This is a genomic window from Acinetobacter sp. T_3_1, assembly GCF_025377055.1.
Lineage (GTDB): Bacteria > Pseudomonadota > Gammaproteobacteria > Pseudomonadales > Moraxellaceae > Acinetobacter > Acinetobacter kookii.
The window spans coordinates 218,510-238,872 of sequence record NZ_JACHVD010000001.1; the positions used below are offsets into that span (position 1 = coordinate 218,510).

22 protein-coding genes are annotated in these 20,363 nt (G+C 42.2%); 11 read left to right on the plus strand and 11 right to left on the minus strand.

Translation table 11 applies throughout. The annotated features are described in order from the left end of the window. Positions 1–5 precede the first annotated feature (5 nt). A complete protein-coding gene (clpA, locus tag H4I94_RS00855; protein WP_131273984.1) occupies positions 6–2,282 on the plus strand; it encodes an ATP-dependent Clp protease ATP-binding subunit ClpA in 2,277 nt (758 codons plus the stop codon). Positions 2,283–2,386: 104 nt separating this feature from the next. After that, positions 2,387–2,740, plus strand: a complete 354-nt coding sequence (locus H4I94_RS00860) for a YnfA family protein (RefSeq protein ID WP_092819457.1) — start codon at positions 2,387–2,389, stop codon at positions 2,738–2,740. 25 nt (positions 2,741–2,765) lie between these two features. Here the strand turns inward: H4I94_RS00860 and H4I94_RS00865 are convergent, their stop codons facing one another. The 3 genes from H4I94_RS00865 to H4I94_RS00875 all read right to left on the minus strand — a co-directional run bounded on the left by H4I94_RS00865 (position 2,766) and on the right by H4I94_RS00875 (position 5,019). Next, positions 2,766–3,236 carry a hypothetical protein gene (locus H4I94_RS00865; RefSeq protein WP_261180982.1) on the minus strand — a complete coding sequence of 157 codons (471 nt, stop codon included), beginning with the start codon at positions 3,234–3,236 and terminating at the stop codon, positions 2,766–2,768. 100 nt (positions 3,237–3,336) lie between these two features. Further along, positions 3,337–4,257, minus strand: a complete 921-nt coding sequence (gene argF, locus H4I94_RS00870) for an ornithine carbamoyltransferase (RefSeq protein WP_092819458.1) — start codon at positions 4,255–4,257, stop codon at positions 3,337–3,339. 111 nt (positions 4,258–4,368) lie between these two features. Then, on the minus strand, positions 4,369–5,019 hold the full coding sequence (locus H4I94_RS00875) for a TetR/AcrR family transcriptional regulator (protein ID WP_261180983.1): 651 nt from the start codon (positions 5,017–5,019) through the stop codon (positions 4,369–4,371). Positions 5,020–5,265: 246 nt separating this feature from the next. On the opposite strand from H4I94_RS00875, the gene prpB reads away from it, so the two are divergent. After that, positions 5,266–6,141 (plus strand): methylisocitrate lyase, encoded by an 876-nt coding sequence (prpB, locus tag H4I94_RS00880; protein ID WP_092819460.1) that lies wholly within the window; start codon positions 5,266–5,268, stop codon positions 6,139–6,141. Positions 6,142–6,178: 37 nt separating this feature from the next. Continuing rightward, positions 6,179–7,315 (plus strand): 2-methylcitrate synthase, encoded by a 1,137-nt coding sequence (gene prpC, locus H4I94_RS00885; RefSeq protein WP_092819461.1) that lies wholly within the window; start codon positions 6,179–6,181, stop codon positions 7,313–7,315. A gap of 33 nt (positions 7,316–7,348) precedes the next feature. Here prpC and H4I94_RS00890 read toward each other — a convergent pair whose 3' ends face one another. The 3 genes from H4I94_RS00890 to H4I94_RS00900 all read right to left on the minus strand — a co-directional run bounded on the left by H4I94_RS00890 (position 7,349) and on the right by H4I94_RS00900 (position 9,411). Beyond that, complete coding sequence (locus tag H4I94_RS00890) at positions 7,349–7,972, minus strand: aminotransferase (protein ID WP_261180984.1); 624 nt, start codon at positions 7,970–7,972, stop codon at positions 7,349–7,351. A 2-nt stretch (positions 7,973–7,974) separates the two neighbouring features. Further along, on the minus strand, positions 7,975–8,451 hold the full coding sequence (locus H4I94_RS00895) for a CinA family protein (protein WP_261180985.1): 477 nt from the start codon (positions 8,449–8,451) through the stop codon (positions 7,975–7,977). Positions 8,452–8,994: 543 nt separating this feature from the next. Beyond that, on the minus strand, positions 8,995–9,411 hold the full coding sequence (locus H4I94_RS00900) for an internalin (RefSeq protein WP_261180986.1): 417 nt from the start codon (positions 9,409–9,411) through the stop codon (positions 8,995–8,997). A 226-nt stretch (positions 9,412–9,637) separates the two neighbouring features. On the opposite strand from H4I94_RS00900, the gene H4I94_RS00905 reads away from it, so the two are divergent. From H4I94_RS00905 to H4I94_RS00935, 7 genes are all read left to right on the plus strand, one after another. After that, the gene (locus tag H4I94_RS00905; protein ID WP_261180987.1) at positions 9,638–11,278 is read left to right on the plus strand and encodes a CTP synthase; all 1,641 of its coding nucleotides are present in this window, start codon (positions 9,638–9,640) and stop codon (positions 11,276–11,278) included. Positions 11,279–11,310: 32 nt separating this feature from the next. After that, complete coding sequence (kdsA, locus tag H4I94_RS00910; RefSeq protein ID WP_092819466.1) at positions 11,311–12,168, plus strand: 3-deoxy-8-phosphooctulonate synthase; 858 nt, start codon at positions 11,311–11,313, stop codon at positions 12,166–12,168. 60 nt (positions 12,169–12,228) lie between these two features. Then, entirely contained in the window at positions 12,229–13,518 is a 1,290-nt protein-coding gene (gene eno / locus H4I94_RS00915; RefSeq protein ID WP_261180988.1) for a phosphopyruvate hydratase, read from the plus strand. A gap of 9 nt (positions 13,519–13,527) precedes the next feature. Further along, complete coding sequence (locus H4I94_RS00920) at positions 13,528–13,932, plus strand: septum formation initiator family protein (RefSeq protein ID WP_131273976.1); 405 nt, start codon at positions 13,528–13,530, stop codon at positions 13,930–13,932. After that, complete coding sequence (ispD, locus tag H4I94_RS00925; RefSeq protein WP_261180989.1) at positions 13,922–14,620, plus strand: 2-C-methyl-D-erythritol 4-phosphate cytidylyltransferase; 699 nt, start codon at positions 13,922–13,924, stop codon at positions 14,618–14,620. Before H4I94_RS00920 ends, ispD begins: the two co-directional genes overlap by 11 nt. A 101-nt stretch (positions 14,621–14,721) precedes the next feature. Next, entirely contained in the window at positions 14,722–15,858 is a 1,137-nt protein-coding gene (rodA, locus tag H4I94_RS00930; RefSeq protein ID WP_131273974.1) for a rod shape-determining protein RodA, read from the plus strand. 55 nt (positions 15,859–15,913) lie between these two features. Continuing rightward, positions 15,914–16,576, plus strand: a complete 663-nt coding sequence (locus tag H4I94_RS00935) for a DUF6988 family protein (RefSeq protein WP_261180990.1) — start codon at positions 15,914–15,916, stop codon at positions 16,574–16,576. Positions 16,577–16,616: 40 nt separating this feature from the next. Here the strand turns inward: H4I94_RS00935 and H4I94_RS00940 are convergent, their stop codons facing one another. From H4I94_RS00940 to cydP, 5 genes are read right to left on the minus strand one after another with little or no spacing between them, the layout of a single operon-like run. Next, a complete protein-coding gene (locus tag H4I94_RS00940; protein WP_092819471.1) occupies positions 16,617–16,913 on the minus strand; it encodes a cyd operon YbgE family protein in 297 nt (98 codons plus the stop codon). A 3-nt stretch (positions 16,914–16,916) separates the two neighbouring features. After that, positions 16,917–17,018, minus strand: a complete 102-nt coding sequence (gene cydX / locus H4I94_RS00945; RefSeq protein ID WP_002120988.1) for a cytochrome bd-I oxidase subunit CydX — start codon at positions 17,016–17,018, stop codon at positions 16,917–16,919. Positions 17,019–17,042: 24 nt separating this feature from the next. Further along, complete coding sequence (cydB, locus tag H4I94_RS00950) at positions 17,043–18,188, minus strand: cytochrome d ubiquinol oxidase subunit II (RefSeq protein ID WP_131273972.1); 1,146 nt, start codon at positions 18,186–18,188, stop codon at positions 17,043–17,045. Then, positions 18,185–19,771, minus strand: a complete 1,587-nt coding sequence (locus H4I94_RS00955) for a cytochrome ubiquinol oxidase subunit I (RefSeq protein ID WP_261180992.1) — start codon at positions 19,769–19,771, stop codon at positions 18,185–18,187. The genes cydB and H4I94_RS00955 overlap by 4 nt, the downstream gene beginning before the upstream one ends. Further along, positions 19,771–19,962 carry a cytochrome oxidase putative small subunit CydP gene (gene cydP / locus H4I94_RS00960; RefSeq protein ID WP_261180993.1) on the minus strand — a complete coding sequence of 64 codons (192 nt, stop codon included), beginning with the start codon at positions 19,960–19,962 and terminating at the stop codon, positions 19,771–19,773. The genes H4I94_RS00955 and cydP overlap by 1 nt, the downstream gene beginning before the upstream one ends. Positions 19,963–20,363 lie beyond the last annotated feature (401 nt).

The following is a 20,363-nucleotide window of genomic DNA, read 5'->3' on the forward strand; positions in this document are numbered from 1 at the left end:
ATTACATGCTCAGTCGTCAATTAGAAGTATCCTTACGTTTGGCTGTCAGCATGGCTCGTCAAAAGAGACATGAGTTTCTCACGGTTGAACATTTATTGTTGGCTTTACTGGATAATGACTCTGCGGTAAATGCGCTGAAAGCATGTGGAGCAGACATTATCGTTCTTCGTAAAGAACTGGAAGAATATGTTGAGCAACACACCCCTAAATTAGGCGAACATAGCGATCAGGCGCCACATCCGACTGAAAGTTTTGACCGTATTCTGCAACGTGCAATTTTCCATGTGCAATCCAGCGGTGGTGATCGTACGGTTGAAGGTGCAGACATTCTTGTTGCGATGTATTCTGAACGTGATTCTTTCGCGGTTTACTTGCTTAAACGTCATCAAATTAACCGTTTAACATTAACTCAATATTTATCTCACGGCACACGTAAAGAAGACGTGCAGGCTGAAGAAGAAGTGGAAGAGCTGGATGGGGAAACCTCAAACTCTTCCAACGCCGGTCCACTCGATTTATATACCACCAATTTGAATGTGGAAGCGCAAAAAGGCAAAACAGATCCTTTGATCGGGCGCGAAAAAGAAATCGAACGTACGGCACAAATTTTATGCCGTCGTCGTAAAAACAATCCCTTGCTGGTTGGTGATCCGGGTGTGGGTAAGACATCGATTGCAGAAGGCTTGGCTTGGTTGATCGTTAACGGTAAAGCACCTAAGCCACTGGCCAATGCAGAAGTATATAGTCTGGACATTGGTGCACTGGTTGCAGGAACCAAATATCGCGGTGACTTTGAGAAGCGCCTGAAACAACTGCTGAATGCGTTGAAAAAGAAACCGGAAGCCGTGCTCTTTATTGATGAAATTCACATGATTATTGGCGCTGGCTCAAGTATGGGCAGCACCATGGATGCATCAAATTTAATTAAGCCGGCATTATCGAATGGAACTTTGCGTTGCATCGGTTCAACCACTTTTCAGGAATACCGTCAGGTGTTTGAAAAAGATCATGCACTGTCTCGCCGTTTCCAGAAAATTGATGTCAATGAACCTTCTATTCCAGAAACCATTGATATCTTGCGAGGCTTAAAATCCAAGTTTGAAGATTTTCATCACGTACAGTATGAAGATAAAGCTTTGGTTTCTGCAGTGGAGTTATCAGCCAAGTTTATTAATGACCGTTTCTTGCCAGACAAAGCAATTGATGTGATTGACGAGGCAGGGGCTCAACGCCGTTTGAAAGCTGAGCAAGATGATACGTTGATTACGGTTGAAAACATTGAAGATATCATCTCCAAGATTGCGCGTATTCCACCGAAAACCGTATCCAAAGATGATAAAACGGTGCTTTCCAACCTTGAGCGTGATCTTAAACGTGTGGTGTTTGGTCAGGATGAAGCGATTGAAGCATTGTCCTCAGCGATTAAATTATCACGTGCCGGCCTGAAATCACCGGATAAACCTGTCGGTAGCTTTGTTTTTGCAGGCCCAACCGGGGTAGGTAAAACTGAAGTAACCAAGCAATTGGCAAAATTGTTGGGCGTAGAGCTGGTCCGTTTCGATATGTCGGAATATATGGAGCGTCATGCAGTTTCACGTTTAATTGGTGCGCCTCCGGGATATGTGGGTTTCGATCAGGGTGGTTTGCTGACCGATGCGATTCATAAGAGTCCACATTGTGTATTGCTGCTGGATGAAATTGAAAAAGCGCATCCGGATGTATTCAACTTATTATTGCAAATTATGGATCATGGCTCCTTAACAGATAATAATGGTCGTAAGTCAGATTTCCGTAATGTGATTCTGGTACTCACTACCAATATCGGTGCGGAGAGCATTTCACGTGTCAGCATCGGTTTTAGAGAGCAAGACAACAGCAATGACAATCAGGAAGCGATGAAACGCGCATTCTCTCCAGAATTCCGTAACCGTCTGGATGGGGTGATCCAATTCAAGGCATTGCCAACCACAATTATTGAAAATGTCGTGGATAAATTCCTGACTGAACTTCAGGCACAGCTGGATGACAAAAAAGTCATTCTTGAAGTGGATAAGAGTGCACGTGAATGGATGGCTGAAAATGGCTATGACCGTTTGATGGGTGCTCGTCCAATGCAACGCCTGATTCAGGAACACCTGAAAAAACCGCTTGCTGAAATGATCCTCTTTGGTGAATTGGCAGAACATGGCGGTAATGTTGCGGTTTCTGTGAAGAAAGAAAATGGTAAAGCGGTCGGTCTTAAACTGGAAGTGTTTGAAGATCAAACAGCGGAACCAGCTTAATCAAGCCAATGAATAAAATAACCCGTGTTTGCACGGGTTATTTTATTTTACTTGCTCGCATTCTGATCCTTTCCTGAAGATAGAAAAACTGAAAATTTAAAATTATGGATATTCAACTGAATAAGGTTATTACCACATGCCTATTATTTTTAGTCACTGCTGTGATGGAGATTTTAGGCTGTTATTTCCCTTATCTGATTCTGAATCAAGGAAAATCCCATTGGTTATGGTTGCCTACGGCTTTGGCTTTGGCGGTATTTGTCTGGTTGCTGACTTTGCATCCTGCTGCCTCGGGGCGAATTTATGCAGCCTATGGCGGCATTTATATTTTTACCGCTTTAATGTGGCTACGTTTTGTTGATCATGTCACTCTGACACGTTGGGATATGCTAGGAGGATTGGTGGTCATACTGGGTGCGATGCTTATTATTTTACAGCCGCAAGGTTTGATACGTTAGTCAACTAACGTATCAAGATACTCTCTTAAAAAGAACATTCACTATTTTTAATTTTAAAGTCATAGTTTTTACTTTCTGATGACAACTTTAATTCAACATGGTAGGGATTGACACGCTGAAATTCGTTTTCAAACAATAAGCTGCAGTTTTGCAGGATATTTTTTCTCAGCAGTTTTTTGACTTCCTTATCCCCCACATCCTGAGCAAACTGGGCAAAATCAGGCGTGGTGATAATGCCTTCAATCTTTACTTCATTCGCGCTCATTTGGTACTTTTCCATCAACATGTTTTGATCGATCTGGAAAGGCAGGGTGCGCGAATCTTCATCACTGATTACATCTAAAATTTCATTTAGGGCTTTGCGGTCTTTAATTTTATAAGATGAATCCAGAATCTGCTTTTTAACAAAATATTGATCAAGTTCGGTGGCTTTGGCATGTGCGGTATTGAATATGAGAAAAGTACTGAAACAAAAAAATATTGTTTTAAATGGCATGATCATCATCACTTAAAATGTTTATGATCTAAATTAAACAATTTATAGGCATAAAAAAAGCACCCGAAGGTACTTTTTTAGAAAACTTTAGTTTGAAAATTTAATCTTGTTTTAAATTCTCGTTTAACAAGAATTCAACCAGCGCTTTTTGTGCATGCAGGCGGTTTTCAGCTTCATCCCAAACCACGGCATTTTTGTGGTCGAGCATGTTTTCTGAAATTTCTTCGCCGCGGTGAGCGGGTAAGCAGTGCATGAACAGGCAATCCGGGTGTGCAAGATCCATTAAACGCTCATTGACCTGATAATCAGCAAAGGCTTTTTCACGGATTTTTTGCTCTTCTTCCTGGCCCATGCTCGCCCAGACATCAGTCACGATCAGGTCGGCATTTACCGCTGCATCTTCAGCCGAATCGACAAGTTCGACACAATGCGCAAATTCGGTCAGGAATTTTTCTTGCGGCTCATAGCCTTTAGGCGCTGCAATTTTAAGTTTAAAGCCCCACATGTGCGCTGCTTCAATATAAGAGTTGCACATGTTATTGCCATCACCAATCCAGGCAACGGTTTTACCTTCAATTGAACCACGATGTTCGAGGTAAGTTTGCATGTCAGCCAATAATTGGCAAGGATGGTGATCATCTGTTAATGCATTGATTACAGGTACTTTTGAATAAGAAGCAAAACGCTCAACGATGTCATGGCCAAAAGTACGGATCATCACGATATCCAGCATGCTCGATATCACGCGTGCCGAATCTTCAACTGGCTCACCGCGACCAAGTTGGGAGTCGCGTGAAGAAAGGAAAATTGCGCTACCACCGAATTGACTCATGCCAGCTTCAAACGAAACACGTGTACGAGTACTGGATTTTTCAAAAATCATACCCATGACTTTACCAACGAAAGGTTGGAAAACTTCATTGTTATGCTGCTTACGCTTGAGTTCAATCCCGCGTTGCAAAATCTGGTTAAGTTCTAAAGTCGATAAATCACGTAAAGTCAGAAAGTGACGGAGAGCCATCATTTACTCCACAATAACCGCTGAAAAAATCATCAGCAATTAGTTGCTGGTTGGTTAAGAAAAAATACGGAATCGGCTAATATACTATATGCGAGACAAATTGCAAAAAATCTAATGAGGTTGATGACCTTCCAGGAAGCGATCTACACAATAAGTGATGTAATTGATGGTTTCTTGATCATTTTCACCGATTGGAACACCCATGAGTACGCACCATTCAATATTACGGATAATGCCAAAATACAGTTGAGCAGAATAAATCGGTTGTTTACATTGAATCATCCCGATTTCATCCGCTTTGGTTAGCGCATTGGCTATAGCAATTTGAATATGCTTTGGACCCTGTTCGTGAATGTAGAGGGCGAGTTGTGGGCTGCGCTGTGTCTGTTCAATGATTAAGCGAAGGAAGGCAGCATTCTCTGGAAGCATCAAGTGCTGTTTAACATTCATCAGGGTTTGAATTAAATAGGCACGAAGATCATCTTTGCCGTGTTCAAACGGGATGCAAATGTCTTTAAAAAACTGTTCCCGACGATAATCGCAAATCGCGGTGAATAGGCCTTCTTTATTGCCGAAAAATTTGTAGATTGACGCTTTGGAACCGCCTGCATGATTGACAATATCATCCAGAGACACAGCATCATAACCATGTTTCAAAAACAGCTCATTGGCACTGAGTAAAAGCGCCAGACATCGTTCATGACCACGTTTTGTTTGTGGTGTATCACGAGCGAGTGGTTCTAATTGAGCGAGTTCTTGCATATGGCGTATTGGCTTCAATAATTAAAAAATGAAATCAATTGCAATTATAGCAAAAATATGCACACATTTCTTGAAATAAAGGCGTTGTCTTATTTTGAAACAATTATGAAGAAACGAAATATTACTATAGTTTTGCTGAATATTTGACTAAAGTTATAGAGTAAAGATTCTAAATAGTCATGGTCACACAGGGGTTTATGGATATACTCAAACTTCGATAAATAAAGTGAAACTGTGGAAAGGAAGATGACACAACAAATGTCTGCAGGCTTAAGATTTAGACAAGCACTGGAAGTGGAAAAGCCATTACAAATTATCGGCACAGTGAATGCCTATGCAGCCATGATGGCAAAAGAAGTAGGTTATAAAGCCATTTATGTATCGGGCGCAGGAGTTGCCAACTATTCTTATGGCCTGCCTGACCTGGGTATGACCAGTTTGGACAATGTTCTGGAAGATGTGCGTCGTATTACCGAACGTGTCGATACGCCTCTACTTGTAGATATTGATACAGGGTGGGGCGGAGCATTTAATATTGCCCGTACCATTAAACAGATGATTGCGGCTGGTGCAGCAGCAGTGCATATTGAAGATCAGGTTGCACAAAAGCGTTGTGGTCACCGTCCAAACAAGGAAATCGTGTCACAGCAGGAAATGGTCGACCGCATTAAGGCGGCAGTGGATGCCAAAACCGATTCGAACTTTGTCGTGATGGCGCGTACCGATGCCTTGCAAAAAGAAGGTTTGCAAGCGGTAATTGACCGTGCATGTGCATGTGTGGAAGCGGGTGCAGATGCGATTTTTGCTGAGGCAATGACCGACATTACCATGTATAAAACTGTTTGCGATGCAGTAGGCGTGCCGGTATTGGCAAATATTACCGAATTTGGTGATACACCTTATTACACTGTAGACGAGTTGGGTGAGCAAGGCATTCGTATGGTGCTGTATCCACTGTCTGCGACACGTGCAATGCAGAAAGCGGCACTTGAAGTGATGCGTTCTATTCGTGAAAACGGTACGCAAGTGAATGTATTGGACAAGATGCAACAGCGTAAAGAGCTTTACGAGTTTCTTGATTATCATACGTTTGAGAACACTTTAGATAAACTGTTTAAATAAGTTTTTTAAATAAATAATTCAAAATGGAGAATTAAAAATGGCTGAAGGAAAAGTACTGACAGGTGCAGGATTACGTGGACAGGTTGCAGGTAAAACCGCACTTTCTACTGTTGGTAAGAGTGGCGCAGGCTTAACCTATCGTGGTTATGATGTGCAGGATCTGGCGGAAAATTGCCAATTTGAAGAAGTGGCTTATCTTATCTTCTTTGGTGAATTGCCAACGACTGAACAGCTTGCGGCTTATAAGGCCAAATTGAAATCTTTACGTCAGCTTCCACAAGCATTGAAAGAAGTATTGGAGCGCATTCCGGCAGATTCGCATCCGATGGATGTGATGCGTACCGGTGTATCCATGCTCGGCAACCTTGAAACTGAAAAATCTTTTGATGAGCAGCAAGATGTTGCCGACCGTATTTTGGCGACTTTACCTGCAATCATCTGCTATTGGTATCGTTATAGCCACGATGGCGTGCGCATTGAAGAAAATACCGATGATGATTCAATCGGTGCACAATTCCTGCACTTACTTCGTGGTGAAAAACCGAATGAACTGCATGAGCAGGTGATGAATGTATCGCTGATTCTTTATGCAGAGCATGAGTTTAACGCATCTACATTTACTGCGCGCGTGTGTGCATCGACCTTGTCTGATATGCACTCATGTATTACCGGTGCCATTGGTTCACTGCGTGGTCCATTACACGGCGGTGCCAATGAAGCAGCGATGGAAATGATTGAAAACTGGACCTCTCCAGAAGAAGCCGAACGCGAAATGCTGGGCAAGCTGGAGCGTAAAGAAAAGATCATGGGCTTTGGTCATGCCATTTATAAAGACAATGACCCGCGTAATGGCATCATCAAGATCTGGTCTGAGCGTCTGGCTAAAGATGTAGGTGATACCGTACTTTATCCGGTATCAGTACGCTGTGAAGAAGTGATGTGGCGCGAGAAGAAACTGTTCTGTAATGCAGACTTCTTCCATGCATCTGCTTACCACTTTATGGGGATTGCAACCAAACTGTTCACGCCAATCTTTGTGATGAGTCGTGTAACAGGCTGGGCAGCACATGTAATGGAACAGCGTGCAGACAACCGTATTATCCGTCCAAGCGCGGATTATACTGGTCCTGAACTGCGTAAAGTGGTTCCAATTGCAGAGCGTACTGCAGCTTAAGATAAAAGCATGAATAAAGCCTCGTAAGAGGCTTTATTTTTTTGCAGTCAGTAAAACCGGATCTTCAATGGTGTAACCTGTTTCAAAAGGAATGCCCAGGTATTTAACTACCGCTAGAATCTTCTGTTGTTGGGGAATCTTGTAGGCTTGGGATATGCTTAATCCGTAGCGATAAATGATTGCCTGATGGATCTGGCTTTTCAAGTTTTGACTGCTGAGCTGGTAGCTATAAGTATATTTCGGAATATATTGTTTCGGGTCATACCAGGATTTCTCTTTAGATGTGATTTTCTTTAACACCTGAATTTTGATGCCCGATTGAGGAAGTGGTGCAAGAGGGTTAAGCCGTTTTTTGATTTTTGCTATTTCCTTATCGAACTGCCGACTGTCTTGATCATAATCAATTTTCCTGGTTTTAGGATTGATATACAGCGAATTCACCTGAATCAGCTTTTCCGGGTATTTGGTGTTTTTAAACTGATAATAATAAAGCTGCGGCAGGCGACCACGACCATCCAGATAATGTTTAAGCAGATAGACTTTTTGCTCTTTGCTTTCATAGCCCAACACTTGAATATTTTGAGGTCCGCCTACGGTTGCAAAACAGGTGCAGGGCAGCAGTATCAGACTCAATGCGAAAGTTTTATTGTTAAACATGCTTAAATTCCCTGAATGAGTTGGGTGACTTCATCTGCAATATATTGAGTTAAAACCTCAAGGCGTTTTAATGGTGTACCCTCAATAAAATATTGAAAATTGTGAATTTTATTTAAATATAAAATTGAGGTGAAAAATGTGCCTTCAGGTTTACTTTGTGTTGCGCTACCGCCAGGTTTGAGTAAACCTGTGCAAGCCACAATAATATCGGCTTGAGTAAACAGATGTTTTCCTTGCCTTGCCATTGCTTCTGTGACTTCAGCAGATTCCGCGGTATATTTTTCTATCAGTTCAGCATCAATATGCAGGATATCAATCTTGATTGAGGGGTCATAACTGACCAGTCCACCCAGTAAAATCTCGGCGCCACTGTTTTTGCAAATAGAAAACTGACTGGAAAGATAGCCCGAGCTGGCACTTTCGATAAAAGCAATTTTTAACTGATGTGTTTCGAGCAAATCACAACATTGTTTTAGCATGGGTTTATCTCTCAACATAAATGCTATTTGTTCTGCTTTTTTATCTTTGGGTTACTTCACTTACATAGGATTAAAGACAGAAACCAATTTTTCATTTTTGGGTTTGTTTTTAAATCAGTATTCTTTGTGCTTCACTAGATGTTTTTCATAAATCAAAAAATGTTCAATATAAGATATTTTAAATCAGCACGGCCTCATTTAACTGATTTAATTCTTTTACCTTCTCGTAGGCAATCTCTCTACTTTTGAAAGGTCAAAAGTAGACAAAAACCTTTTGTTTCCCATACACGACATCCTTGTCGTGATGGGAAACGTGTGGCATCCATGCCACACTCGTGAAGCTGATATCGACTAAAATCTAATTTAATTTCAGCTTTACCAACAATTTTTAGTTTCTAAAATGATTTATGAAAGAAGTTTACTTTATCTCGATTGTTTTTAAATAAAAAGTTTATTTAGAATCTATAAATTATTTTCGATCTCTGGTAAACAAACCACAATAAAAAACCCGTCATAAAGACGGGTCTTTGAAACTGACTGAATTTATTGATCCAACGCAGGTGTTGCAGCAGCAATTGCAGCAGCAACAGCATCATCCTCAGTCTGAGCTTCATTATTTGATTTGGCCGGGGCTTCTGAAGCAGGTTTTGGTTCAGCTTTTGGTGCTTCAGGTTTAGCCGTTTCAGCCGCAGTTGGTTGAGGGGCTTCACGCACTTCACGACGAATGGTTGTCGTCGTATTTGGCGTTTCTTCACGTTCAACTTCTACTTGTGCTGGAACCTGGGTGTCATTATCTTCAACAGCTTCCAAAGGTACAGCTTGTGCAGGCTGATTCACTTGCTCGGTTTGCTCGGTTGTTTCAACCTGCTCTTGCTCATCTTCAGGGCTTTCTTTTTTTACACAGGCTGTTAAAAGTAAACTGATTGCAATAGCACCACAAAGTAAAAGTTTGTTATTCATAATCGCACAAAATAAAGCATTAATTGGATGTCGCCATTATAACAGCAAATACGAATTTAAAAATCCTATCAGCTTACCCTAATTTTTTATCGGAAATGCTGATAGAATAACCAATTGTTTATTGTTCTATGAATTGATGCGGAATGACTTTGCTTTATTGGTACAGAGTAAAGTAAAATCGCACAACATTGTAGGCCAATTTAGGCTCCATTGTACGAGAAACTTAATGACCCATTTTATTTTCGTTACTGGTGGTGTTGTATCATCACTAGGTAAAGGTATTTCAGCTGCATCTGTGGCTGCGCTTTTAGAAGCCCGTGGTTTAAAAGTGACCATGGTCAAAATGGATCCATACATTAATGTCGATCCAGGGACGATGAGTCCGTTCCAACACGGTGAAGTTTTTGTCACAGAGGATGGTGCTGAAACTGACTTAGACTTGGGTTATTACGAACGTTTCTTACGTCGTGCGAAAATGACCAAACTGAACAACTTCACATCAGGTCGAGTTTATCAGGACGTTTTAAATAAAGAACGTCGTGGTGACTATCTGGGTGGTACAGTTCAGGTTATTCCACATATTACCGATAATATTAAAGAACGTGTTCTTCGCGCTGGTGAAGGTTATGACGTTGCAATTGTGGAAATTGGCGGAACAGTAGGTGACATCGAATCTCTCCCATTCATGGAATCTGTACGTCAGTTAATGGTAGAACTTGGTCATAAACGCACCATGCTGATGCACTTGACTTTGCTTCCATACATCAAGTCAGCAGCAGAACTCAAAACCAAGCCGACCCAGCACTCTGTGAAAGAGCTGTTGTCTATTGGTATTCAACCTGACATCTTGATCTGCCGTACCGAGCATGATGTAGATGCAGATACAACCCGTAAAATTGCACTATTCACTAACGTGGAAGCGCGTGCGGTTGTGGTCTGTAAAGATGCACGTACTATTTATCAAATCCCGCGCACTTTCTATGAACAGGATGTTGATGATTTAATTTGTGAACGTTTTGGTTATAACGACCTGCCCGAAGCGGATCTTTCTGACTGGGACAATGTTGTAGAAGCTTTATTAAACCCTGAATACACAGTACGTGTTGCAATGGTTGGTAAATATGTTGAGCTTCCAGATGCATATAAATCTGTGAACGAAGCGCTGCTTCATGCGGGCATTAAAAACCGCGTCAAAGTCCAAATTGACTATGTCAATGCTGAAGATCTTGAAAGCCAAGATGTAAATGAAGCGCTTAAAGATGCAGATGCCATTCTGGTTCCAGGCGGTTTTGGTGAGCGTGGCACTGAAGGCAAAATGCTGGCAATCAAATATGCACGTGAAAACGGTATACCATTCCTGGGTATCTGTTTAGGTATGCAGTTGGCAGTGATCGAATACGCGCGTAACGTAGCGGGTATCACTGATGCATCTTCAACAGAATTCAACCGTTCAACCAAATCACCGTTGATTGGTCTGATCACTGAATGGCTGGATGAGCGCGGTGAAGTTCAACAGCGTTCTGTAGATTCTGATCTTGGCGGCACCATGCGTCTAGGTGCGCAAAAATCTGAACTGGTTGCAGGTACAAAAACTGCAGAAGTGTATGGTTCGAATGAAATTATCGAACGTCACCGTCACCGTTACGAAATGAACAACCGTTTCATTCCTGCTCTAGAAGAGAAAGGCATGAAGATTTCAGGTTATTCACCAGTACAACATTTGGTAGAAACAGTTGAAATTCCTCAACATCCTTGGTTTATTGCTGTACAATTCCACCCGGAATTTACAAGTTCACCACGTGATGGGCATCCGTTATTTGCCAGCTTTATTGATGCTGCGAAAAAACAGTACCAAAAAACCAAATAATGGCTGGGCAAGACTAAACTAGGAAAGTTTAAATGTCGCAATTAAAACCACAAGAAATTGTACGTTTAGGCGATATACAAATGGCAAATCACTTGCCATTTGTATTATTCGGCGGAATGAATGTACTTGAGTCAAAAGACCTTGCTTTTGAAATTGCAGAAACTTATGTGGATATCTGCAAGCGTCTGGAAATTCCTTACGTGTTTAAGGCAAGTTTTGATAAAGCCAACCGTTCAAGCTTGAACTCTTTCCGTGGCCCAGGCTTGGAAAAAGGGATCGAGTGGTTAGCGGACATTAAAAAACACTTCAATGTACCCATCATTACCGATGTACATGAACCTTACCAGGCCGCGCCTGTGGCTGAAGTGGCGGACATTATCCAGCTTCCGGCATTCCTGAGCCGTCAGACTGACCTGGTTGAAGCCATGGCAAAAACCCAAGCCATCATTAACATCAAAAAAGCCCAGTTCCTGGCACCACACGAAATGCGTCATATTCTGCATAAGTGTCTGGAAGCCGGAAATGACAAGCTGATTCTTTGTGAACGCGGTTCGGCATTTGGCTATAACAACCTGGTTGTAGACATGCTGGGCTTCGACATCATGAAAGAAATGAATGTGCCGGTATTCTTCGATGTGACCCATGCGCTGCAAACGCCGGGCGGTCGTGCTGATTCTGCGGGCGGTCGCCGTGCGCAAATTACCACTTTGGCTCGTGCGGGTATGGCCACTGGTCTTGCCGGTTTATTCCTGGAAGCTCATCCAGATCCTGAACATGCCAAATGTGATGGTCCTTGCGCACTTCGTATGTCGCAACTTGAGCCATTCCTGGCGCAGCTGAAAGAATTGGATACCTTGGTCAAAGGTTTCAAAAAGCTGGATACACACTAAATTATATACACCTTGATGCCTTCTAAAGCATCGCGTTATTCATCAACTGAGGAATTGTTCATGAGTCAAATCGTTGACATTCGTGCACGTGAAATTTTGGACTCTCGTGGTAACCCAACCATCGAAGCAGACGTAATCTTGGCATCTGGCGTAGTTGGCCGTGCATGTGCACCATCGGGTGCTTCAACTGGTTCTCGTGAAGCTTTAGAACTTCGTGACGGTGATAAATCACGTTACTTGGGTAAAGGCGTTAAAACTGCTGTTAACAACGTTAACACAGTAATTCGTGATGCATTATTGGGTAAATCAGTCTTTGAACAAAAAGACATTGATAACACCATGATCGCGCTTGACGGTACGGAGAACAAAGAAAAACTAGGTGCAAACGCAACTCTAGCGGTATCTTTGGCTGCTGCACGTGCTGCTGCTGACGAAAAGAAAATTCCGCTTTTCCAATATATCGCAGACCTTCGTAACAACAGCATTTTAACCATGCCTGTTCCAATGATGAACATCCTGAACGGTGGTTCACATGCGGACAACAACGTTGACATTCAAGAGTTTATGATTGAGCCAGTGGGCTTTACTTCATTCTCTGAAGCGCTTCGCGCGGGTGCTGAAATTTTCCATTCTTTAAAATCAGTTTTAAAGAAACAAGGTTTAAACACTGCAGTAGGTGATGAAGGCGGTTTCGCGCCAAACCTTCGCTCAAACGAAGAAGCAATCACGGTTATTCTTGAAGCAATTGAAAAAACTGGCTACAAAGCGGGTTCTGACATCATGCTTGCGCTTGACTGTGCATCTTCAGAATTCTACAAAAATGGTCAATACATTCTTGCTGGTGAAGGCAACAAAGCATTCACAAGCAACCAGTTCTCTGACTACCTTGCGGGTCTTGTAAACCAATACCCAATCATCTCGATTGAAGATGGTCTGGACGAATCTGACTGGGAAGGCTGGTCTTATCTGACTTCTATCCTTGGCGACAAAATCCAGTTGGTAGGTGATGACCTGTTCGTAACTAATCCTAAGATTCTGCAACGCGGTATCAACGAGAAGGTTGCTAACTCAATCCTGATCAAATACAACCAGATCGGTACCTTGACTGAAACGCTTGATGCCATCTACCTTGCTAAGGCAAATGGTTACTCTACAGTAATTTCTCACCGTTCAGGTGAAACTGAAGATTCGACTATTGCGGATCTTGCAGTAGGTACAGCAGCGGGTCAAATCAAGACAGGTTCACTTTGCCGTTCTGACCGTGTAGCAAAATATAACCAATTACTTCGTATTGAAGAATTGACGAATGCTGCATATCGCGGTAAAGCTGAGTTCAAAGGTTTGAACTAAGCACATATCATGCTATCTCTATTCAATGTATTTGACTCCAAAGTGAGTAAAGCATTATTGGGCCTTGCGATCATTTTGATCGCAGGGTTTCAGTACTTATTCTGGTTTGGTGAAGGTGGTTACCATGACCATCAAAAACTGGCACAAAAAATTCAACAACAAACAGAATTAAATACGGAACTCAAAGAACGTAACCGGGTTCTGGCTGCTGAAGTCTATGACTTGAAAAATGGTATTGAAGCCATTGAAGAGCATGCGCGTTTAGACCTGGGCTTGATCAAGCCACATGAAACTTTTGTGCAAATGAGCACCATTGGTACTCACTATAAACCGATTTATATTGACCCCAATGCCAAAGTTGATTTAAGAACCAATGAAAATGACACTGGAGCACCCGTAGAAAGTGCACCATAAAATTTGGGCAGTGATTCCTGCCGCTGGTTCCGGAAGCCGTTTTTCTAAAACTGAACTTAAACAATATCAACAGATTCAAGGTCGAACCGTACTTGAACATACCGTTGCACGTCTGAACCAGTTGCCGCTGGCAGGTTATGTTCTTGCTATTGGGGCACGGGACGATGTGGCAAAAACCTTAACATTCTCCCATCCTGAAAAGGCCCATTTTTGTCCGGGCGGTGCAGAGCGGGTGAATTCGGTTCTCAATGCTTTAAGCTATCTTGAAGCATTTGCAGCTGCAGAGGATTGGGTGTTTGTCCATGATGCCGCACGTCCTTGTGTGACCCAAGACTGCTTGCAGCGTTTGGTGAATACGGCCATTCAGGACAATTGCAGCGCGATTTTGGCAATTCCCGTGCGTGACACTTTAAAATATGTGGCACAGGACAATGCGATTGCGAAGACAGTCAGCCGTGACCATTTATGGCAAGCTCAGACCCCCCAAATTTCAAGATTAGGCATCTTAAAGCATGCGATTGAAAAAGCCTTGCAGGATAGCATGACCATTACCGATGAAGCCAGTGCTTTGGAATACGTGGGGGAGCAGGTGAAAGTGGTACAGGGCCGATCAGATAATATTAAAATTACTTATGCCGATGATCTGGAGTTGGCACGTTTAATCTTGGTCTCCCAGCAAGCAGTTTAAAGTCTACAAGATAAAAATGCAGAAATATGGGACTTAATGATGTTATTTAAACACTTTAAACTTATAATTTGCGCTGTCTCTAGCTTGTTCAAATATTTCAAATGATACCATCCCCCCAGTATCGTTTTTTACGTCACTCATTACGTGATGGTAGAAGCATTAAACATGACTCATCCAGATGGGCCAAACTGCACCTGGATCCGTGGCTGCTTGCATTTCTGTTATTGAATTCAATGCTGGGATTAATGGTGGTTTATAGTGCCACCATGCAGGATAGCAGTATGGTAATCCGCCAGGCGACCAGTTTTGGTGTAGGCTTTATCATCATGTTTCTTTGCGCCCAGGTTCCGCCAAAAGTTTACCAGGCGGTGAGTCCATATTTCTATGTGTTGGGCATGGTGCTCTTGGCATTGGTTCTGGTGATTGGCGATACGCGTTTAGGGGCAAAGCGTTGGCTGACCGTTCCGGGCATTGGCAGTATGCAGCCCAGTGAAATCATGAAGTTTGCCATGCCGCTGATGATGGCCTGGTATTTCTCGCGTCGTGCATTTCCACCTACATTCCTGCAAATTGTGACTGGACTCATTTTGATGATGATTCCGTTTGTAATGGTGGCACTGCAACCCGACTTGAATATTGGTTTGATTATTCCCGGTGTTTTTGTCTTGTTTCTGTGTGGCATGTCCTGGCGTTTGATTTTGGGGGCACTCACGGCTTTGGCGGTTGCGGCACCGGTTTTGTGGATGTTTGTACTACAAACCTATCAAAAGAAACGTATCTTGACCTTGTTTGATCCTGAGTCGGATGCTTTGGGGGCAGGCTGGAACATCATCCAGTCCAAAATTGCCATTGGTTCCGGCGGTTTAACCGGGAAAGGATATTTGACCGGCACTCAGTCGCATTTAGGCTACTTACCCGAACACCATACCGACTTCATTATGTCAGCCTATGCTGAAGAATATGGTTTTATCGGGGTGTTTTTATTATTTAGCCTGTTTGCTGCAATTATTATTCGTTGCTTGATGATTGGCTTGAACAGCTTTCATAATTTTGGACGATTGTATGCGGGTGCGATAGGATTGACATTCTTCTTCTTTGTATTTTTAAACTCAGGGATGGCCAGCGGAATTTTACCTGTGACTGGAGACCCATTGCCACTGATGAGTTATGGGGGGTCGGCCGTCATTTCCTTACTGGCGAGTATGGGGATTGTGATGTCGATCCATACCCATCGTTGATGAAGATATTGAAAAGCTAGATGTGATCTGGCTTTTTTATTTTTGGGGAAAATAAATGGATTTATTTGAACAATCTTTGCTGATGATGGATGAGCTAAATAGGGAACTGGAAAATTCTGAATTAATGGATGGGCTTATTCGATTAGATCTGGTCTATCAGTGCTGTTATATTTCAATGGAACATGGTGTGGCTGTTCAGTCATTATTAAAAGAAAAACTTTATACATCAGCACTTGCATTGTTTCGTATTCAATTTGAGTCTGTTGTGCGGGCATACTGGGTATTACTTAGGGCATCCAATGAGCAAATTTTGAAAATGCAGACTTTAAATGTGAGTGAGCTTTTTAAAAATGAAAAAATGCCAATGGTTTCCGAAATGATTGAACAGTTGAAAAATATAGAGGAAATAAAAAGTATAGCTTTGCAATTTGAAGAGTTTAAATTTTATTCATTAAAGCATCTCAACTCTATCGTTCATACGGGGAAACATTCGATTATAAGAAACGCAGTTGGTTTGACTCAAAAACAATCTTCTGATGTCATGAAACAATCAAATGGCTTTATTTCGATGGCAGCACAGATATTATTGCGGCACGCAGGAAAGGAAAAATGGATTCATATGCTTCATGCTAAATACCGGGAATGCTTTCAGATGGAAGAAGACATTAGGCCAGAAGAGAAGCAGAGAATTGATGCAATGTATAAAAGGCATGATTAAAAAAACCCGCAATTGCGGGTTTTTTATCATTTCTTGGTCATTAGGTGAGGAGCCAGGTGTAATAACCCCAGATCATCAATGGCCATGCGATATATGGACTAAATAGCCATTTCCACAGCCAGAACTTTGGCAGAAATCCTACGCCGTAAATAAATCCACCTGAAATGCCAATCATGATCATCATTAATGCACTGTGGTTATAGTGACCATTGGCATCCAGCATGAGGGCAGGGTGAATTAATAGCACGGTAGCGAGTGGCAATGCCATCAAAAATGAAATTGCCATTACAAATTTATTTGGCTTGCTTTCTTCTGCTGTCATTGCGATTTCCGTCATTTTTTATTCCTCATCCAAATCTTGATGATGTTCGATATAGAGGGCACTTAATACGCCTGCAAAGCACGCCATTAAAATCCCGAGAATCCATGCGAAATACCACATAATTTTATCTCCTAAAACACAGCCTTAGTACAGGCTGTGTGAATTCTCTTGAATATGTTTCTTGGTAATCACGCCCCACATTTTATAGTAACACCAAGTGGTGTAGCTCAAAATGATTGGAACAAAAATACAGGCCGCAACAGTCATTACAGTCAGTGTATTTTTACTTGATACCGCATCCCACATGGTCAAGCTGGCAACAGGATTGATGCTTGAAGGCATAAGGAATGGGAACAACGCAAAACCTGCAGTTAAAATTGCCCCAATGACCATGAGCGATGTGCCCAGGAAGCTTAAACCGGCTTTGGCTTTCGCAGCAGCTGCAATCACAATCAGGCTACCCAGGATTGCCATGATCGGTGCAATCATGGTGATTGGATAAGCCGAGTAGTTATTCATCCAGCCATGGTTACCATTGGTAATGACTTCTTTGGCAAGAGGGTTGGCTACAGCGTTCGTGTCAAATGGTTGGGCTAAAGTATAGCCTTCAATATTACCGAAGTATAACCATGCACCAGCGCCCAGGAAGCAGACCAGGAACACCACACCCATCAATTGAGTTGCTTTGGCAGAACGTGCATGCAAGTCGCCATCGGTACGAAGCATCAACCAGGCACCACCATGCGCACTCAGCATGGATAAGCTGACGATACCGCAAACCAGGGCAAATGGGTTAAGTAAGGCAAAGAAGCTACCCGTATAAGTTGAACGTACGGTTTCATCTAAAGTAAACGGTACACCCAGGAACATATTACCGAAGGCAACACCGAAGACTAAAGCAGGAACTGCACCACCAACAGCCAAACCCCAGTCCCAAGAGTTACGCCATTTTTTGTTCTCAAGTTTAGAGCGATAGTCAAAACCCACAGGTCTTAAGAACAGGGCGAACAGTACCAGTAAGAGTGCCCAGTACATGCCGGAGAATGCGGTTGCATAAACCATTGGCCATGCAGCGAACAGTGCACCACCAGCCGTAATGAACCAGACCTGGTTGCCGTCCCAGTGCGGGGCAATGGTATTGATTGCCGCACGACGTTCTTCATCGTTTTTGCCCACGAATGGCATGATTGCCATAGAGCCCATATCGAAGCCATCGGTGAGGGCAAAGCCAATCAGTAGTACACCTACCAAAACCCACCAGATTATTTTGAGTAATTCATATTCGATCATGATTGAGCCTCCGCAGCAGCGTGGTTTTGATCAGCGCCTTTTTCAAAGTGGTATTTACCAGTATGTAAAGAACTTGGACCTAAGCGAGCGAATTTGATCATCAAGTACATTTCTATAATTAGAAGTACTGTATAGAACGCTGCAAGTGCCAGGATTGAACCCCAAATATCACCAGTGCTTAAGCTTGAAGCAGAAAGATGTGTAGGTAGAACCTCACCAATTGTCCATGGTTGACGACCACCTTCAGCTACATACCAGCCAGTTTGTGTAGCAATCCATGGTAATGGTAAGCCGTAAAGCGCAAATTTAAGTAACCAAGGTTTGCTTTCTGCATTACGTTTAGCGACTGCAAAAGTTGCAAGGACAAACAGAAGCAGCATCAAGAAACCAGAAGCGACCATGGCACGGAACGAGAAGAACAGGGCAGTTACGTTAGGAACAGTATCTTTGGTTGCTGCTTTGATTTGCTCTTCAGAAGCATCTACTACATTTGGTGTGTATTTTTTAAGAAGTAAGCCATAGCCCAAGTCTTTCTGATTTTCTTTGAACGAAGCCATAAGTGCTGGTGAGCGGTCGCCTGCACGAAGTTTTTCAAGTTCGGCATATGCAGTCATACCATTACGGATACGAAGCTCATGTTGAACCATCAGGTCTTTCAGGCCAGTTACTTCTTTATCAAGCGAACGTGTTGCAATGATACCCATCACATATGGAATTTTGATGGCGTAGTCAGTGCGTTGTTCTTCCCGATTTGGAATACCAAACAATGTAAATGGAGCAGGTGCCGGGTGAGTTTCCCATTCTGCTTCAATTGCAGCCAATTTGGTTTTTTGTACATCGCCCAGTTCATAACCTGACTCATCGCCAAGCAGAATCACTGAAAGTGTAGAGGCCAGACCAAAGATTGCAGCAATTGCAAAAGAACGGCGTGCAAAAGGCAAGTCACGTTTTTTGAGCAAGTAGTAGCTTGAAATGGCCAAAACGAACACTGCGCCAGTCACATAACCTGAAGATACGGTATGAACAAATTTAACCTGAGCCACCGGGTTGAAAATCAGTGCACCAAAGTCAACCAGCTCCATACGCATGGTTTCAAAGTTGAACGCTGCACCTACTGGGTTTTGCATCCAGCCATTGGCGACTAAAATCCAGAGTGCCGACATGTTGGAGCCAAGTGCAACCAGCCAGGTCACGCCTAAGTGCTGAACTTTAGAAAGCCGGTCCCAGCCGAAGAAGAATAGACCAATAAAAGTCGACTCCAGGAAAAACGCCATTAATCCTTCAATAGCGAGTGGCGCACCAAAAATGTCACCGACATAATGTGAATAGTACGCCCAGTTTGTACCAAACTGGAACTCCATGGTTAAGCCTGTGGTTACACCTAAGGCAAAGTTAATACCAAAAAGTTTTCCCCAGAATTTGGTCATGTCCTTATAAATTTCTTTGCCAGAAATCACATAGGTGGTTTCCATAATGGCAAGAATAAAAGCCAGACCAAGAGTAAGAGGTACAAATATAAAGTGATACAACGCGGTCATTGCAAATTGGAACCGCGAAAGATCGACCACGCTTTCAGAAATCATCAACGTGTCTCCTTGATTTGGGAAGGGCTGCCAGCAATATGCTCGGCAACTTGAGTGTCAAAATTTTGAGGAATAGTAGGGGCGTCGAACCAGATTTGTTTAATCATCATTAAGAGCACAATCTTGATTATTAATATGATTGCAATCTCTCGGACTAATCGCTGGTTGAAATCTTTGGGTATTAAGCTCATGCAAATAAGCCTATTTTCTTAAACTTAATATGTATTATTAAACAAAAAATAACTAAAAATAAATAGATTGAACAGTTAAAATAAAAATATATTATTTAATTGATTAAAAACAACAAGATATATTGGTTGGATGTTAAAAAATAAACTAAATTTTCATGGTTTTGAAGTTGAGTAAATTGCTTTGTATTCTATTTTTAATCCTGACTAAAATGCTTGTATTTAAATTGTTAAATCTGACTAAAATACTTATATTTAATTTTAAAATTCCTAAAAAATTATATTTGGATCTGATGCACTTGAATTAATAAATGAGATTAATTTTTATTTATATTTGCGAGTCGAATATCATTAATGAATGATTATAAAGTGGCTGTGACCAGATGTTGAGATAGACATGTTTG

Coding starts and splice junctions, on each gene's coding strand:
- clpA (WP_131273984.1), top strand. CDS start 6: ATGCTCAGTCGTCAATTAGAAGTATCCTTACGTTTGGCTGTCAGCATG.
- H4I94_RS00860 (WP_092819457.1), top strand. CDS start 2,387: ATGGATATTCAACTGAATAAGGTTATTACCACATGCCTATTATTTTTA.
- H4I94_RS00865 (WP_261180982.1), bottom strand. CDS start 3,236: ATGCCATTTAAAACAATATTTTTTTGTTTCAGTACTTTTCTCATATTC.
- argF (WP_092819458.1), bottom strand. CDS start 4,257: ATGGCTCTCCGTCACTTTCTGACTTTACGTGATTTATCGACTTTAGAA.
- H4I94_RS00875 (WP_261180983.1), bottom strand. CDS start 5,019: ATGCAAGAACTCGCTCAATTAGAACCACTCGCTCGTGATACACCACAA.
- prpB (WP_092819460.1), top strand. CDS start 5,266: ATGACACAACAAATGTCTGCAGGCTTAAGATTTAGACAAGCACTGGAA.
- prpC (WP_092819461.1), top strand. CDS start 6,179: ATGGCTGAAGGAAAAGTACTGACAGGTGCAGGATTACGTGGACAGGTT.
- H4I94_RS00890 (WP_261180984.1), bottom strand. CDS start 7,972: ATGTTTAACAATAAAACTTTCGCATTGAGTCTGATACTGCTGCCCTGC.
- H4I94_RS00895 (WP_261180985.1), bottom strand. CDS start 8,451: ATGCTAAAACAATGTTGTGATTTGCTCGAAACACATCAGTTAAAAATT.
- H4I94_RS00900 (WP_261180986.1), bottom strand. CDS start 9,411: ATGAATAACAAACTTTTACTTTGTGGTGCTATTGCAATCAGTTTACTT.
- H4I94_RS00905 (WP_261180987.1), top strand. CDS start 9,638: ATGACCCATTTTATTTTCGTTACTGGTGGTGTTGTATCATCACTAGGT.
- kdsA (WP_092819466.1), top strand. CDS start 11,311: ATGTCGCAATTAAAACCACAAGAAATTGTACGTTTAGGCGATATACAA.
- eno (WP_261180988.1), top strand. CDS start 12,229: ATGAGTCAAATCGTTGACATTCGTGCACGTGAAATTTTGGACTCTCGT.
- H4I94_RS00920 (WP_131273976.1), top strand. CDS start 13,528: ATGCTATCTCTATTCAATGTATTTGACTCCAAAGTGAGTAAAGCATTA.
- rodA (WP_131273974.1), top strand. CDS start 14,722: ATGATACCATCCCCCCAGTATCGTTTTTTACGTCACTCATTACGTGAT.
- H4I94_RS00935 (WP_261180990.1), top strand. CDS start 15,914: ATGGATTTATTTGAACAATCTTTGCTGATGATGGATGAGCTAAATAGG.
- H4I94_RS00940 (WP_092819471.1), bottom strand. CDS start 16,913: ATGACGGAAATCGCAATGACAGCAGAAGAAAGCAAGCCAAATAAATTT.
- cydX (WP_002120988.1), bottom strand. CDS start 17,018: ATGTGGTATTTCGCATGGATTCTCGGGATTTTAATGGCGTGCTTTGCA.
- cydB (WP_131273972.1), bottom strand. CDS start 18,188: ATGATCGAATATGAATTACTCAAAATAATCTGGTGGGTTTTGGTAGGT.
- H4I94_RS00955 (WP_261180992.1), bottom strand. CDS start 19,771: ATGATTTCTGAAAGCGTGGTCGATCTTTCGCGGTTCCAATTTGCAATG.
- cydP (WP_261180993.1), bottom strand. CDS start 19,962: ATGAGCTTAATACCCAAAGATTTCAACCAGCGATTAGTCCGAGAGATT.